Source organism: Ruegeria sp. BB6 (assembly GCF_056539385.1).
On the sequence record NZ_JBQFUW010000002.1, the window covers coordinates 695,790 to 710,182 of the forward strand.

Genomic DNA, 14,393 nt, shown 5'->3' on the forward strand with positions numbered 1-14,393 from the left:
GATCATGCATCCTATCATCAAACTGGTTTCCCAGCGCCTTGCGCTGGGACTCCTGCTTCTCTTCGGTGCATCGGCTCTGATTTTCGGCCTCACCGAAGCCCTGCCGGGAGACGCTGCGCAAGCGGTCCTTGGTCAATCCGCAACCCCCGAGGCGCTGGCAAACCTGCGCGAGGAAATGGGCCTCAACCGTCCAGCCCTGACCCGCTATTTTGAATGGCTGGGTGGCATCCTGCAGGGTGATCTGGGTCAATCCCTTACAAACAAACTGGATATTGCCGACTCGGTCGGAAATCGTCTGGGCAACACACTGTTTCTGGCGTTCTGGGCTGCTATCGTTTCGGTCCCGCTTGCCATTTTTCTGGGCCTGCTGGCCGTCCGTTACCGCAATCGCTGGCCGGACAAGTTGATTTCAGCAGTCACCCTGACCACGATCTCGATCCCCGAGTTTCTGATCGGTTACGTTCTGGTCTATTTCGTCGCCGTGAAGCTGGGCATGTTCTCACCGCTTGCGATGATCAACGACAGCATGACGCTGGGCCAAAAGCTGAATTCGATCGCCCTGCCCGTCATCGTTCTGACTATGGTGGTTCTGGCGCATATGATGCGCATGACACGCGCTGCGATCCTGAATGTGATGCAGTCTGCCTATGTCGAGACGGCTGAACTGAAAGGTCTGACCAACTTCAAGATTATCTACCGCCACGCGCTGCCCAACGCGGTCGCGCCTATCGTCAACGTGGTGATGCTGAACCTGGCCTATCTGGTCGTCGGCGTCGTCGTGGTCGAGGTGGTATTCGTCTATCCCGGCATGGGACAGTACCTTGTGGATCACGTGACCAAGCGCGACGTCCCTGTGGTTCTGGCCTGCGGCGTAATCTTTGCCGCTATCTATATCGGGCTGAATATGGTTGCCGACATCGTTGCCATTCTGGCCAACCCAAGGCTGAGGCATCCGAAATGAAGAACATCCCTATCTCTGCAATGATCGGGCTGGCCTTCACAGCCCTGTACTTCATCATCGCGATATTCGCCCCCCTACTCGCGCCGTATGGCATGGCCGAGGTGGTCGGCGACGTTTGGGAGCCCTCCAGTTCGCAGTTCTGGCTGGGCACCGACAATATCGGCCGTGACCTTCTCAGCCGCATGATCTACGGCGGGCGCACGACGATCTTTATTGCGACGGCGGCAACGATCCTCAGCTTTGTGACCGGTTCGATCCTTGGTTTTCTGGCCGCTGTTCTGGGTGGCTGGGCCGATCAGGTCATGTCACGGACAGTCGATCTGATCATGTCGATCCCGTCGCTTATCACCGCGCTGGTCGTTCTGGCGATGGTGCCGGTAACTATCCCGGTACTGATCGTCGTTATGGGCCTGCTGGACGCCACCCGTGTCTATCGCCTGGCCCGTGCGGTCGCTGTGGATATCGCTGTCATGGACTATGTCGAAGCCGCCAAACTGCGCGGTGAAGGACAGTCGTGGATCATCTTCCGCGAAATTCTGCCCAATGCCTTGTCGCCGCTGGTGGCAGAGCTGGGGCTGCGGTTCATCTTCATGGTTCTGTTCGTCTCGACCCTGTCGTTCCTTGGCCTGGGTGTCCAACCACCGCTGGCCGATTGGGGCGGCATCGTGAAGGAAAACAAGGACGGTATCGTCTATGGCATCGGCGCGGCGCTGTATCCTGCTGTGGCCATCGCCACGCTGGCTATCTCGGTCAACCTTGTGGCTGACTGGATCCTGAACCGCACCACATCGCTGAAAGGAGGCCGGGGATGAGTGATACCCTTCTCAAGGTCCGCGACCTCAAAATCGGCGCGACCGTCTATCCGCCGGGTGAGAAACCCCATGACATCGAGATCGTGCACGGGGTCAGCTTTGACCTCGAACGCGGCAAGGTGCTGGGGCTGATCGGTGAATCCGGGGCTGGTAAATCCACCATCGGCCTTGCTTCGATGGCATATGGCCGAGGTGGAGTTCAGATCACCGGGGGCGAGGTTTGGGTCAACGGGCGCGACATCCTGAAGACCTCATACGGCGACATCCGCAAGCTGCGCGGAGGTGAGGTCACTTACGTGTCTCAATCCGCCGCGGCGTCCTTCAACCCCGCCAAGAAGATCATGGATCAGGTGGTTGAGGCAGCGGTGGAACAGAAGAAGTTCAGCCGCAAACAAGCCGAAAAACGCGCGCGGGAGTTGTTTGCCAAGCTGGGCCTGCCCGATCCGGACAATATCGGTGAGCGGTATCCGCACCAAGTATCCGGCGGCCAGCTTCAGCGCTGTATGACTGCGTTGGCGCTGTGTCCTGAACCCGATCTGGTGGTGTTCGACGAACCCACGACGGCGCTGGACGTGACCACTCAGATCGACGTTCTGATGGCCATCAAAGAGGCCATCGCTGATACCGGCGTTGCCGCTCTCTATATCACGCACGACCTTGCGGTTGTGGCGCAGGTGAGCGACGACATCATGGTTCTGCGCATGGGCAATACGGTCGAGTATGGAAATACCGACCAGATCATCAACAACCCGCAGGAAGAGTACACCAAGGCTCTGGTCTCGGTGCGCTCGATCGAGCACGAGGAAAAGCAGCCCACACCCGAACCGGTGCTGAGCGTTGACGGAATCACCGCACGCTATAAGGGGCTAAATTTCGACGTGCTGCACAACGTCAATGTCGAGCTTCATCCGGGGCAGACCTTGGCGGTTGTTGGCGAATCCGGCTCGGGCAAGTCCACGCTGGCGCGGGTGATCACTGGCCTGTTGCCGCCGCGCGATGGTGAGATCACCTTTGCCGGGCGCAAGCTGTCGCCTGACCTCAAGGGCCGCACCCGCGAAGACCTGCGCGAGTTGCAGATGATCTATCAGATGGCCGACGTCGCCATGAACCCGCGTCAGACCGTCGGAACCATCATCGGCCGCCCGTTGGAGTTCTACTTCAACATGCGCGGCGCGGAAAAGCGCAAGCGGATCATCGAACTGCTGGATGAGATCGAACTGGGCGAAAAGTTCATCGATCGCTATCCGGCAGAGCTGTCGGGTGGGCAGAAACAGCGTGTCTGTATCGCCCGGTCGCTGGCAGCCAAGCCCAAGATGATCATCTGTGATGAGGTCACCTCGGCTCTGGACCCGCTGGTGGCGGATGGCATTCTGAAACTGCTGCTGGACCTGCAAAAGATCGAGGATGTGGCCTATCTGTTCATCACCCACGATCTGGCGACGGTCCGTGCGATCAGTGACAGTATCGCGGTGATGTATCAGGGCCGCGTCGTGCGGTACGGCCCCAAGTCACAGGTGCTGAGCCCGCCCTTTGATGACTATACCGACCTTCTGCTCAGCTCGGTCCCCGAGATGCATCTGGGCTGGTTGGAAGAGGTCGTCGCCCACCGCAAGATGGAGAGTGCGGGGAACTAAACTCGCGCAAAACACTTATGAAATCCCGGCACTTGTCACAAACAGGTGTCGGGATTTTGCTATTTGGGGCGGGAATGGGCGGCTTATCCAGGGCGAATCCCCTAGGCTCTCCCAAAGAACTAACGAAAAGGCCGGACCATGGACCGCAAACTCCTTCTCATTATCCTCGACGGTGTTCCGTGGCGCAATTTCCGCCGCTTGTTCGGCAATCTTGAGGGCTGGGTCGACAGCGGCGAGGCGCGGGTATGGAAGCTGCGCTCGGTGCTGCCATCGACCTCGGCCAGTTGCTATGCCTCGATCCACACGGGTGTCACGCCGCAGGAACACGGGTGCACCGGCAATGGAAACGTCTTCCGTCTGAGCCACAAGGACGTGTTCAGTCAGGTGCGCGAGGCTGAAGGTGTCACCGGCGCTGTCACCCACAGCTATTGGTCGCAATTCTTCAACCGCCACCCGTTCGATTATGTGCGCGACGTGGAATATGACGAACCGGATAGCAAGACGATCAATCACGGCCGGTTCCACACCATGACCGGCTATGGCAAGGCCAACCAGATGACGCCCTGCGACGTGGACCTGTTCGCGCAGCTCACCAACATGTGCCTGCGCTTTGGGCTGGACTACGGCATCCTGCACACCTGCACGCTGGACAGTATGGGACATCGATTTTTCCACGAAAGCGAAGAAATGGACCACGCCTGTTTCGTAATGGACGAGATGCTGGCACCCTTCATCCCCCGCTGGCTGCAACTGGGGTACGAGGTGATCGTCACCGCCGACCACGGTCAGGACGAACGCGGCCACCACGGAGGCCGCAGCCCGTTGCAGCAAGAAACCGCGCTGTACTATTTCGGCGATGCGGAAGGCCCCGAGGCGGATGCGGCCATCGACCAGCTTCAGCTTGCGCCGACGATCCTGACCCGGATGGGCGCGCCCGTGGCCGAGACCATGAAGGCACAGCCGTTCCTCAAGTAATCAGTCGTAAGGCCAGATCTGCTGGCCCAGCGCCTCGATCGCGACCGAGATCCGCTCAAAACTATCCGCGGCGCGTTTGACCGAGGTACGCGCCCGCAAATATCCATGCACCAGCCCCGCTTCGTTGATGCAATGCGCTTTCCCACCTGCCTCGGTGATCTGGGCGCAGTAGTCCGGCCCGTCGTCGCGCAACGGATCGCAGTCGGCTGTTATGACGACAGTCGGCGGCAGGTTTGAGAAATCGCTGTCGTGCAATGGCGCGTAAGTCGGGTCAGCCTGCGGAGCTGGTCCGCCGCATCGCACCTTTTCGTAGAAAACGATATCCTCCAGCGTCAAAAGCGGCGCATGGGCGTGTTCAAGATACGACCCCTTCGACCGATCCCCGCCCAGCCCGGGATAGATCAGCACCTGCCCCAGCACCGTATCCAGTCGCCCGCGCGCGTGATGGGCGACAGCCGCTGCCAGATTTCCTCCGGCACTGTCTCCGGCCAACACCAGCGCATCCCCGTATTCCGTTGCAGCCCAAGTTACCGCAGTCCAGGCGTCCTGAAACTGGGCGGGATGAACATGTTCCGGGCACAGCCGATAATCCACCGATACAACGCGATACCCGGTTTGGGCGCAAATCTCGGCGCAGACATCGTCGTGGCTGTCCAGACCTCCGACAACGAAACCGCCGCCGTGGAAATAGACGACAGTTCGCGTCGGTTCACCAACAGTATAGATGCGAACAGGCACGCCATTGGCGCGCCTGTCTTCTGTTTCAACACCCGGAGGTCGCGGCTGGCGAAAATCCCTGCACATCGCGTCATAGACACGGCGCTGATCGTCGATCGTCAGATCGACCGCGTCATCAGGATAACTTTCAGCGGTTCGTCTTATGAACGCCCAAGTTTCTTCATCAATCAGGCGTTCATAATCCATGTTCCCTCCTGGTCAGGCAGCCCATTCCCACGGCCGGGTAAACGATCCCAGCACCTTGGCTACATCGTCGTCCGAGGAACCGTTCGCGTCAAGCTGCGCGACAAGCCCACGTTGCTTGTCGTCGATCACCGACACGACGCGCGCATCGACCCCAGCCTTTTCCAAGGCACCGTTATAGATACGGGTAATCGCCTGTTTGCGCAGTTCGGGCTTGAAGACCTTGCCAACCGCAGTTTTGGGAAGCTCGTCCAGAATGGTCATGTGCTTGGGCTGCGCCGCACGTTCGTGGACGTGAACGTCGCAATATTCCATAAGCTCCTGCTCGGTGACCGAAGCCCCTTCGACCAGTTCGACAAAGGCACAGGGCACCTCACCCGCATAAGCGTCAGGCTGACCGATCGCACCTGCAAACGCGACGGCATCGTGACCCAGCAAGGCTTCTTCGATCTCTGCAGGGTCGATATTGTGACCGCCACGGATGATCAGGTCTTTGGCGCGACCGGTGATCCAAAGATAGCCATCCTCGTCAAAGCGGCCCAAATCCCCCGTACGGAGGTATTTGTCGCAGTGATACAAGTCTTTGTTCTTGTCGACCTCGGTATAGGTATTGCCGGCATAAACCCCGGGGTTCGATATGCAAATCTCACCGATCTCGCTTGTGCCAACTTCAATCGGCCCATCCGGTCCGTCCTGAAGGATTTTCACATCGGTATACGGGAACGGAAACCCGATCGAGCCGATTTTCTTCTCGCCATCTACCGGGTTACAGGAAACCAGACATGTCGCTTCGGTCAGACCATACCCTTCGATGATGGTCACGCCGGTCGCTTCTTCAAATCGGCGGAATAGTTCCACCGGCAGCGGGGCCGAACCAGAGAAAGCCGTTTTCACACTTGAGATATCTGCGTCCACGGGGCGCTGCATCTTGGCGGCAATCGCCGTCGGCACGGTGATGATGAACGTGACTTTCCAACGCTCGATCAGCTTCCAGAAATTGTCGAACACACCGTCACCACGATACCCGGCCGGGGTCGGGAACACGACATGCGTACCCGAGGACACTGCAGACATCATAATCACGTGAACCGCGAATACGTGGAACATCGGCAGCGGACACATCACGACGTCGTCCGGCGTGAAAAGCAGCGTTTCGCCCAGCCAGCCGTTGTAGATCATGCCCGAGTATTTGTGCTGCGCCACTTTCGGCATCCCAGTGGTGCCGCCAGTGTGGAAGTAACAGGCGACCCGGTCTTCCTTGCTGTCTTCAAACGTCAAGGTCGTCGGCTGTTTGGCCAGTTCCTTGTTGAAGTTCTTGTAGTTCGCATGGGCCAGATGTTCCTTGTCCCCCATCTTTGGGCGCAGGAACGGAACCAACCAGGACTTGGGGGGCGTCAGATAGCGGTTCAGGTCGATTTCAAGGATCGTGTTGACCTTGGGTGCGTGACGCACGGCCTCTTCTACCTTCTGCGCGACATCCGTTTTGGGGAACGACTTCAGGGTGACCACGACCTTGGCACCTGTCTCGCGCAGGATTGCGGCGATCTGTTCAGGTTCAAGCAGCGGGTTGATCGGATTGACGATACCGGCAACAGCACCGCCCATCATGGTGATCAATGTCTCATTACAGTTGGGCAACACATAGGCCACAACGTCTTTTTCACCCACGCCCAGAGATCGAAAGAGGTTGGCTGCCTGATTGACCTTGCCCAGCAATTCCGACCACGTCAGTGTCTCGGCCTTGTCCGTGGGACCCGAAGTAAGTTGAAAGCTAACTGCGTTTCCATTCGGAAATTTACCCGCAGTCCGCGACAAAAGTTGGTGGAACGTGACCGGTACATCCCGATCCTCCCACGACATTTCCTGCTCAAGCCGCGCCTTGTCTTCCAGTCCCGCAAAGGCCATGTGGTTCCTCCCTGATCTCTTCCCGTGTGGTGCCCGGGTTTGAATTCAGCCACAGGATGGAAGCAAAACCGCGCACGTGCAAGCACGCGAATATCGCCAAATTGCGCAATTTTGCAGCGTGACGCTACGGCGGTTCAGCCTTACCCCCACGTAAGGTTACTCAGCAGCTACTCCGTCGGTAAACTGTAGACGTGCCAATCGAGCATACAGACCGTCCTGCGCCACCAGGTCGTCATGGGTTCCTTGGGCCACGATCTGCCCGGCCTCCATCACGACAATGCGGTCTGCCTTTTTGACGGTTGCCAAGCGGTGCGCCACAATCAGCGTCGTGCGGCCCGCGCGCATCTGGTCTACGGCACCCTGCACTGCACGCTCGCTTTCGGCATCCAGCGCCGAGGTCGCCTCGTCCAGCAGCAAAACCGGTGCGTCACGCAGAATCGCCCGCGCAATCGCTATGCGCTGTTTCTGGCCACCCGACAGCATCACCCCGCGCTCGCCGACAAAGCTGTCATAGCCTTCGGGCAACGCCGAGATAAACCCATGCGCAGCAGCGGCACGGGCAGCGGCCTCGACCTCGGCATCGGTGGCGTCCAGACGGCCAAACCGGATGTTTTCACGCGCGGAGGCCGCAAAGATGATCGGATCCTGCGGAACCAATGCCATGTGACGGCGAAAATCGGCCCGATCCAGATCACACAGATCAACACCGTCCAAACTGACACGCCCAGAGTCCGGATCGTAGAACCGCTGGATCATCTGAATCACTGTTGTCTTACCAGCACCTGACGGGCCTACGAAGGCAACGGTCTCGCCGGGGTTAACCTTAAGCGAAAGGTGATCCAGCGCCACAACATCGGGCCGTGCCGGATAGCGAAAAGTGACCCCTTCAAAGTTGATCTCGCCGCGCACCGGCGTTGGCAAAGTCGACGCCGAAGAAGGATCCTTTACAGTATCTTGCGCATTCAGCAGTTCAACCAAACGTTCGGTCGCACCAGCGGCACGCTGCAGCTCGCTCCAAATCTCGGACAGGGCAGCCACGGACCCGGCCATGATAATCGAATAGATAACGAACTGGATCAGAACGCCCTCGGTCATCACGCCGTTGCGAACGTCGTTGGCCCCCATCCAAAGCACGCCGACAATGCCGGAGAAAACAAGGAAAATCACGATGACCGTCAACAGGGCGCGTGTGTGGATACGGCGCAGCGAAACGACATACGAAGTTTCGGTCATGTCCCCAAACTGTTTGCGACTTGCCTGTTCATGAGTAAACGCCTGTACGGTCTGCACGGCCGTAAGCGCCTCGCCCGCGTTGCCTGAAGACGCTGCGATCCAGTCCTGGTTTTCACGACTGATCGCGCGCAATCGACGGCCCAATACCAAAATCGGAACCACGACCAGCGGAATCAGCAGCAGCACCATCCCTGTCAACTTGGCCGAAGTCAGCAGCATCAGCACAAGCCCGCCGACAAACATTAGCATGTTGCGCAGGGCGATCGAGACCGACGACCCGAGGACCGACTGAATCAGCGTGGTGTCCGTGGTGATCCGGCTCAGAACCTCGCCCGTCATGATGCGTTCATAAAATTCGGGGCTCATCCCTATAACACGGTCGAAAACAGCCTTGCGAATATCCGCCACAACACGCTCGCCCAAACGTGTCACAAGCGCGTAACGGATGCCCGTACCAATCGCTAGAATCGCGGCAATCCCCAAAGCCGCCATGAAGTACCAATCCAGCAACTCGCCATCTTCGATCCGAAAGTTGTCAACCACGCGGCGGACAGCCAGAGGCAAAGTCAATGTCATCCCTGCGGTCAGGATCAAGGCCAACGTCGCACCGATCATGAGCAGCCGATAAGGTTTCATAAAAGGCCAAAGCGACGCAAGAACACCGATTTTCTTAGAGGTGGCGCGATCTTCAGTCGCGCCGGGGGCGGGGTTTCCTGCAGGGCTGGCTGAGGCGGATTTTGCCATGACTGGGCCTTTTGTCGTGTTCGCGCGTAGGTGACAGCTTCTTGGCGGCAGCAGCACTTGGGGTCAAGCAGGCCAACATGATTTGGACCCTCAAAGAGCCTTTTTGACGCAGAAAAAACAGGCTGATTTGGAGCGGGCGGCGGGAATCGAACCCGCTTCATCAGCTTGGAAGGCTGAGGTAATAGCCAGTATACGACGCCCGCTCAGCGGAGGTCGGTTTAAGCGATGCGCAAGGTGCCGTCAAGCGCAGTTCGACAGCAGATTTCGATTTCAACAAGCGAAACTCAGAACGCATCCCGCGCGTTTTACTTTTGCCCCGGCAGGAGAGGTTGCGAGAGACTTTCAAGCCCGTTGAGGCAGCCATTCGCACGATTCAAGCCGGGCAGAAATTCGGATCATCGACGCGTACCGAAGCTGCTGCGCACCTGAATGTGCGATCAGTTGTGCAGGATATGAGGTCGCGGCTGCCAGCGCTTGGGGCAAGGGAACACCGACCTGCGTGACCAGCACGCGAATCGCGGTCGTCAAATCCAGATCGGCCCCGGCCAATGTGCCGTCCTCAAGGGTCAGCCTGCCATTTTCCCGCGTGATCCGGCGGCCTTCTAGTTTGAACTCGGCCTGATCCGTCCCCGCGACGGCCATCGCGTCGCTTACCAGGAATATCTGACCCGGAGCGGATTTCGCCGCCCAAGCAGCACGCATCACTTCGGGGTGTACGTGAACGCCGTCAGCGATGATCCCAGCGGACAGCCCACCGTTGGCCAGCGCAGCGCCGACAAGTCCGGGTTCTCGATTTCCTAGCTGGCTCATGGCGTTGAACAAATGCGTCACGCACCTTGCGCCTGCCGCCGCATATTGCTGGCACGTCGCGAAATCGGCATCGCTGTGCCCCAACGAGACCAGAACTCCGGCTTCATGGAGCGCGGAAACCTGCTGCTCAGTTACGGCCTCGGGCGCAACGGTGACCATCAGGCAGGGCAATTCGGCAGCCGCCGCAATCAGCGCGGCCAAATCAAGTTCGTCCATCGGCCGGATCAACGCAGCATCATGCGCGCCCTTGCGAGCGACGGATAGGTGCGGCCCTTCCAAGTGCAGCCCGACTACGCCGGGCACGCCCGCACGGATCGCCTTCACAGTCGCCTCAATCGCAGTTTGCGTCTTTTCCCTGGTATCGGTGATCAAGGTTGGAAGCAGCGATAAAACGCCAAGCCTCCGGTGCGCCTCGGCGATTCGACGGATCGTTTCAACCGACGGGTCATCATTGAACATGACGCCGTCGCCGCCATTGACCTGTAGGTCACAGTAACCGGGGCTTAGAATATCGCCTTTCAGATCAACAATTTCCCCGTCCCCTGCGGCACTCGCGTCAGGCAGGATTTCGCCCTCGCCCTCGCCTCGAAAAGTAATGGCGTGGTCGTACAAAAGCCGGTTGCCGTCAAAGATGGGACCGTTTCGGAAGGTTACCGTTCGATTTGTCATACCGTCTCAGTCACTTTCTTAAGGTGCCGAGGCGCGTCGGGGTCGATCCCTCGGGCACCAGCCACGGCCTCTACCATACCATAGAAGGCCGTGATGGCAGTGATCGGGTCCGTAATCCAGTGGCCTGTTTCAACCACCGGCAGGGCTGTCGCCCGCGAGACCTTTCGGGTCGTCGCGAATACGGCTGCCCCCTTGTCCGCCAGGGCGTCAGCGGCTTGCGCCGTAGCGTCCTCTGCCGCGTCCCGAGCCGCGAACACGATTGCGGGGAACCCATCCTCGACGATCGAAACCGGCCCATGCAGAACCTCGGCCACTGAATAGCTTTCCGCATGAATTTGACAGGTTTCCTTGATCTTCAACGCCGCTTCTCCGGATATGGCGAAAGACGGACCCCGGCCAAGGGTAAACAGGGATCTTCCGGTAATGGTGTCGGCGGCCTCGGACCAATCACAGTGGGCCGCTTTTTCCAACAATGGCGGCAGCGCCTGGATCGCACGGACAAGATCGGAGTCTTGCTTTACTTCGGCCAGCAACCAAAGCCCGGCTATCAACGATGTCACAAAGGTTTTCGTCGCCGCCACGCTCAACTCTGGGCCTGCGTGTAAGGGCAAAACTGCGTCGGCGACCTCGGCCAAGCGCGAGGCTGTGTTGTTGGTGATCGCAACCGTTGCCGCCCCCGAGCTGCGCAGCGAACGCGCAAGCCCTACGATATCCGGGCTTTGCCCCGACTGGGACACGGACAAGCAGACCGAGCCTTCCGCCTTCAATTCGGCACCATAGATTGAGCTTACAGAAGGGCCCACCGACGCAACCGGCAAGCCCAACAACAGCTCGCTTGCATACTTCAAGTAGCTGCAAGCATGGTCGGATGATCCACGCGCCACTGTAATCAGAAAGCGTGGTTCTGCGTCGCGCACGATCCGGGCGGCTTCTTGGATTTTTGGCGCACCCTGGGCAAGCAACCTGTCGACCGCGTCCGGGATTTCCAGGATTTCCTGACGCATTTTCGATGTAGATTCAGACATGAATTTCCGGTCCTTCCGGTTACAACCGCAGCTCGGCCACAAAGTCGTAGGCGTCGCCGCGATACAACGACCGGGTCAGTTCCGCGACCCGCCCGTTCTTGAGAAATGAGATACGCTCGATATTCAAACCGGCAGCGCCTTCGGGGACTTCCAGCAATTCAGCCTCGCGCGCAGCAAGGTTGAGAGCCGAGATTTTCTGAACAGCCCGCACCGGACGACGCCCCAGATCGTCAAGAACTTCGTACAGAGATGTTGTCACCTCGATCGGATTCGGCAGGATATCCAACGGCAGCGCCGCGCGCTCAAGCGCAAGGGGGCGGCCATCGGCTTCACGCAACCGATAGATGCGGGCTATTTGCTCACCTTCCGCAAGGTTCAGCGCAGCAACTTCTTCGGTCGTTGGCGCGAAAACTCCTCGTTCAAGCCACTTCGAGGCGGTCTTCATGCCCCGGCTCGACATGTCCTCGGTAAAACTGGTCAGATGCGTCAAGGATTGCTCGACCTTTGGCACGCGTTCGCGGATGAAGGAACCCGACCCCTGCCGCTGTTCGATCACGCCTTCCTGAACCAGCTCTTGAATGGCCTTTCGCACGGTGACGCGCGACAAGTCGGTAATCTCAACCAATTCACGCTCGGACGGAAGCGAGGAATTGGGGGCAAGAACGCCTGTGTCTATACCTTCCTGCAATCTGCGCCGCAGTTGAACGTATCGAGGGCCATTCTCGGGAGAAAGCCACGAGTCAGCCCGAAGAAATTCAGTGATGCTCATGCCGGACCTCCTTGGCCAGTTCCAATGCGCCCGTCAGGGGTTCAGCCAACGGCGCAAGCAAGGCGGAGCGCATTTCAGGCGGAAGATAATCCGCAAACTGCGCCGCTATTCCTCCGGTCAGGCAAAATGCCTGATCGGAACGCCAGCCCAAAAGCCCTGCCATCTCTGCGATATAATCTGCACCGGCCTGCATAATCTGTCTGGCGACCGCATCGCCACGGCTGGCTGCCAATGTCACATCAGGCGCAAGTGCACCGAACTGATCAGGCGTCGCAGACCCCGCAAAGCGCACGATACCGGCGGCACTGTCGAAACGGACCAACAGTTCGCGCGTCAAACCGGTTTCCGCTTTGACCCCGTCGACCACATTCAGCGCCTCTGTCAAAGCGCGGCGACCAACCCATTGGGCCGAGGCTTCGTCGCCTAAAACAGACCCCCACCCCCCGGCGAACCTCATTTCGCCGCCCACCTGAACAGCCAGAAATGATCCGGTTCCGCAATGTGCAATCAAGCCGTCCCGCGCACCCAACGCACCGCGCAGGGCTGCGGGCCGGTCATCCTCGATCCGCGCCTGCGTCAAGCCCAAGGACACCCGCAATCGGGACGCAATCTCGGCATTGGTCACCCCGGCCAGCCCAACAAATGAAGGCCATTGCAGCAAGTCGCCCTTACCGCGACCCAGACTGCTGGCCAACCGCTCTAGACCGACATTGATCTGCTCAACCGCGCCGTCAAAATCACTCGAAACATTGGCCGGGCCAGTTTCCACCGAGTGGACCGCACCATCCATGTCACAAGCAACACGGCACCGCGTTCCACCCCCATCAACCGCCAGAACGGCACTATTTCGAGACTCAGTCATGACAATACCATTATAATACCTTTCACCATCAGGAAAGGCAAAAATGGACGACAACGAACCGAATTCACCGCCAAACTGAATATTTTTTCGAAATTTAGACCGTGAAAAGAAAAATATAGACAAGTGGTATTCAATAGGTATTGTAAAGGAAACCAATGGGGGGATTCTCTTGACGCTGCCGTCGACTGAACAACTGCACCAAGACGCTGCGCGGCTTGACCGGGGCGACCTGACGCTGTCCGCCCGCCTCCTGGCTTCGGGACAGGTTGCTGCCGCGAAAACCGCACTTGAGGCGGTGGACGCAATTGCAGGCGGAGCGGCAGCAATGGCAAAAACCATCCGTTCCGGCGGCGTGATTCACTATGTTGCCGCGGGTTCCTCTGGCCTTATGGCGGCCGCCGACGCGCAAGAGCTTGGGGGCACGTTCTCAATCCCCGCGAACCAATTGCGGATTCACATGGCGGGCGGGCTGCCAACCGGCGTTGAAATGCCTGGCGCAGCCGAAGACGAGGACGCGGGCCTCAGAAACGACCTGCAAGACCTTCAGGCCAATGACACGGTTATCGCAGTGTCAGCCAGCGGGTCCACGCCATACACATTGGCGGCCTGCGAAATCGCTCAACGGAAAGGTGCCACCGTGATCGGCATCGCCAACAACGCGCAAAGCCCGCTGCTGGAAAACGCCGACATCCCGATCCTTCTGGCCACACCGCCTGAACTGATTTCCGGATCAACCCGCATGGGCGCAGGGACGGCGCAGAAGATTGCTTTGAACATGCTGTCTTCGCTGATGGCGCTCGAACTTGGGCACGTACATCAGGGCATGATGGTCAATCTGCGCGCTGACAATGACAAGCTGCGCGCGCGGGCCGCCGGTATCGTATCTCGGATCGCCAAAGTGGATGCGGCCTCAGCACAATCAGCTTTGGACAGTGCGCGCGGCGACGTTAAGCCCGCCATCTTGATCGCAGCGCGCGACCTGTCTCTGACCCAAGCAACGGAACAACTAAAGGCGACAAACGGCATCCTGAGCGCCGCATTGGAAACCAAAAACAACTGCTAACCAACTGGGA

Annotated in this window: 12 protein-coding genes and 1 tRNA gene; 5 read left to right on the forward strand and 8 right to left on the reverse strand. The window is 58.8% G+C overall.

Annotated features, from left to right (window positions below; translation table 11 throughout):
• The first annotated feature begins 4 nt into the window (after positions 1-4).
• The 4 genes from ACR0B7_RS07840 to ACR0B7_RS07855 all read left to right on the forward strand — a co-directional run bounded on the left by ACR0B7_RS07840 (position 5) and on the right by ACR0B7_RS07855 (position 4,382).
• Positions 5-961, forward strand: coding sequence for an ABC transporter permease (locus ACR0B7_RS07840; protein WP_170484055.1), 957 nt, complete (start codon positions 5-7; stop codon positions 959-961).
• Positions 958-1,773 (forward strand): ABC transporter permease, encoded by an 816-nt coding sequence (locus tag ACR0B7_RS07845; protein WP_170384613.1) that lies wholly within the window; start codon positions 958-960, stop codon positions 1,771-1,773. The genes ACR0B7_RS07840 and ACR0B7_RS07845 overlap by 4 nt, the downstream gene beginning before the upstream one ends.
• Positions 1,770-3,407 (forward strand): ABC transporter ATP-binding protein, encoded by a 1,638-nt coding sequence (locus ACR0B7_RS07850; RefSeq protein WP_170484057.1) that lies wholly within the window; start codon positions 1,770-1,772, stop codon positions 3,405-3,407. Before ACR0B7_RS07845 ends, ACR0B7_RS07850 begins: the two co-directional genes overlap by 4 nt.
• Before the next feature lie 138 nt (positions 3,408-3,545).
• The gene (locus tag ACR0B7_RS07855; RefSeq protein ID WP_170569383.1) at positions 3,546-4,382 is read left to right on the forward strand and encodes an alkaline phosphatase family protein; all 837 of its coding nucleotides are present in this window, start codon (positions 3,546-3,548) and stop codon (positions 4,380-4,382) included.
• On the opposite strand, the gene ACR0B7_RS07860 is transcribed toward ACR0B7_RS07855, so the two are convergent.
• The 8 genes from ACR0B7_RS07860 to ACR0B7_RS07895 form a co-directional block, all read right to left on the reverse strand.
• Positions 4,383-5,306 (reverse strand): alpha/beta hydrolase, encoded by a 924-nt coding sequence (locus ACR0B7_RS07860; protein ID WP_170484061.1) that lies wholly within the window; start codon positions 5,304-5,306, stop codon positions 4,383-4,385.
• Between the two features lie 12 nt (positions 5,307-5,318).
• Complete coding sequence (locus ACR0B7_RS07865; RefSeq protein ID WP_170576575.1) at positions 5,319-7,208, reverse strand: acyl-CoA synthetase; 1,890 nt, start codon at positions 7,206-7,208, stop codon at positions 5,319-5,321.
• Between the two features lie 156 nt (positions 7,209-7,364).
• Positions 7,365-9,185, reverse strand: a complete 1,821-nt coding sequence (locus ACR0B7_RS07870) for an ABC transporter transmembrane domain-containing protein (protein ID WP_170411267.1) — start codon at positions 9,183-9,185, stop codon at positions 7,365-7,367.
• Between the two features lie 128 nt (positions 9,186-9,313).
• A tRNA-Gly gene (locus ACR0B7_RS07875) sits at positions 9,314-9,388 on the reverse strand.
• Positions 9,389-9,527: 139 nt separating this feature from the next.
• On the reverse strand, positions 9,528-10,664 hold the full coding sequence (nagA, locus tag ACR0B7_RS07880) for an N-acetylglucosamine-6-phosphate deacetylase (RefSeq protein WP_170576576.1): 1,137 nt from the start codon (positions 10,662-10,664) through the stop codon (positions 9,528-9,530).
• Positions 10,661-11,689 (reverse strand): SIS domain-containing protein, encoded by a 1,029-nt coding sequence (locus ACR0B7_RS07885; protein WP_170484068.1) that lies wholly within the window; start codon positions 11,687-11,689, stop codon positions 10,661-10,663. The genes nagA and ACR0B7_RS07885 overlap by 4 nt, the downstream gene beginning before the upstream one ends.
• A 19-nt stretch (positions 11,690-11,708) precedes the next feature.
• Positions 11,709-12,458 (reverse strand): GntR family transcriptional regulator, encoded by a 750-nt coding sequence (locus tag ACR0B7_RS07890; protein ID WP_170484070.1) that lies wholly within the window; start codon positions 12,456-12,458, stop codon positions 11,709-11,711.
• Positions 12,445-13,320: a BadF/BadG/BcrA/BcrD ATPase family protein gene (locus tag ACR0B7_RS07895; RefSeq protein WP_170484072.1), complete on the reverse strand. Its 876-nt coding sequence runs from the start codon at positions 13,318-13,320 to the stop codon at positions 12,445-12,447. Before ACR0B7_RS07895 ends, ACR0B7_RS07890 begins: the two co-directional genes overlap by 14 nt.
• Before the next feature lie 169 nt (positions 13,321-13,489).
• Here ACR0B7_RS07895 and ACR0B7_RS07900 point away from each other — a divergent pair, with 169 nt between their 5' ends.
• Positions 13,490-14,383, forward strand: coding sequence for an N-acetylmuramic acid 6-phosphate etherase (locus ACR0B7_RS07900; protein ID WP_170484075.1), 894 nt, complete (start codon positions 13,490-13,492; stop codon positions 14,381-14,383).
• Positions 14,384-14,393 lie beyond the last annotated feature (10 nt).

Excerpts from the sequence above, each read along its gene's own strand:
- ACR0B7_RS07855 (WP_170569383.1), top strand. The coding sequence starts at position 3,546 with ATGGACCGCAAACTCCTTCTCATTATCCTCGACGGTGTTCCGTGGCGC.
- ACR0B7_RS07895 (WP_170484072.1), bottom strand. The coding sequence starts at position 13,320 with ATGACTGAGTCTCGAAATAGTGCCGTTCTGGCGGTTGATGGGGGTGGA.
- ACR0B7_RS07865 (WP_170576575.1), bottom strand. The coding sequence starts at position 7,208 with ATGGCCTTTGCGGGACTGGAAGACAAGGCGCGGCTTGAGCAGGAAATG.
- ACR0B7_RS07860 (WP_170484061.1), bottom strand. The coding sequence starts at position 5,306 with ATGGATTATGAACGCCTGATTGATGAAGAAACTTGGGCGTTCATAAGA.
- ACR0B7_RS07845 (WP_170384613.1), top strand. The coding sequence starts at position 958 with ATGAAGAACATCCCTATCTCTGCAATGATCGGGCTGGCCTTCACAGCC.
- nagA (WP_170576576.1), bottom strand. The coding sequence starts at position 10,664 with ATGACAAATCGAACGGTAACCTTCCGAAACGGTCCCATCTTTGACGGC.
- ACR0B7_RS07870 (WP_170411267.1), bottom strand. The coding sequence starts at position 9,185 with ATGGCAAAATCCGCCTCAGCCAGCCCTGCAGGAAACCCCGCCCCCGGC.
- ACR0B7_RS07850 (WP_170484057.1), top strand. The coding sequence starts at position 1,770 with ATGAGTGATACCCTTCTCAAGGTCCGCGACCTCAAAATCGGCGCGACC.
- ACR0B7_RS07890 (WP_170484070.1), bottom strand. The coding sequence starts at position 12,458 with ATGAGCATCACTGAATTTCTTCGGGCTGACTCGTGGCTTTCTCCCGAG.
- ACR0B7_RS07885 (WP_170484068.1), bottom strand. The coding sequence starts at position 11,689 with ATGTCTGAATCTACATCGAAAATGCGTCAGGAAATCCTGGAAATCCCG.
- ACR0B7_RS07840 (WP_170484055.1), top strand. The coding sequence starts at position 5 with ATGCATCCTATCATCAAACTGGTTTCCCAGCGCCTTGCGCTGGGACTC.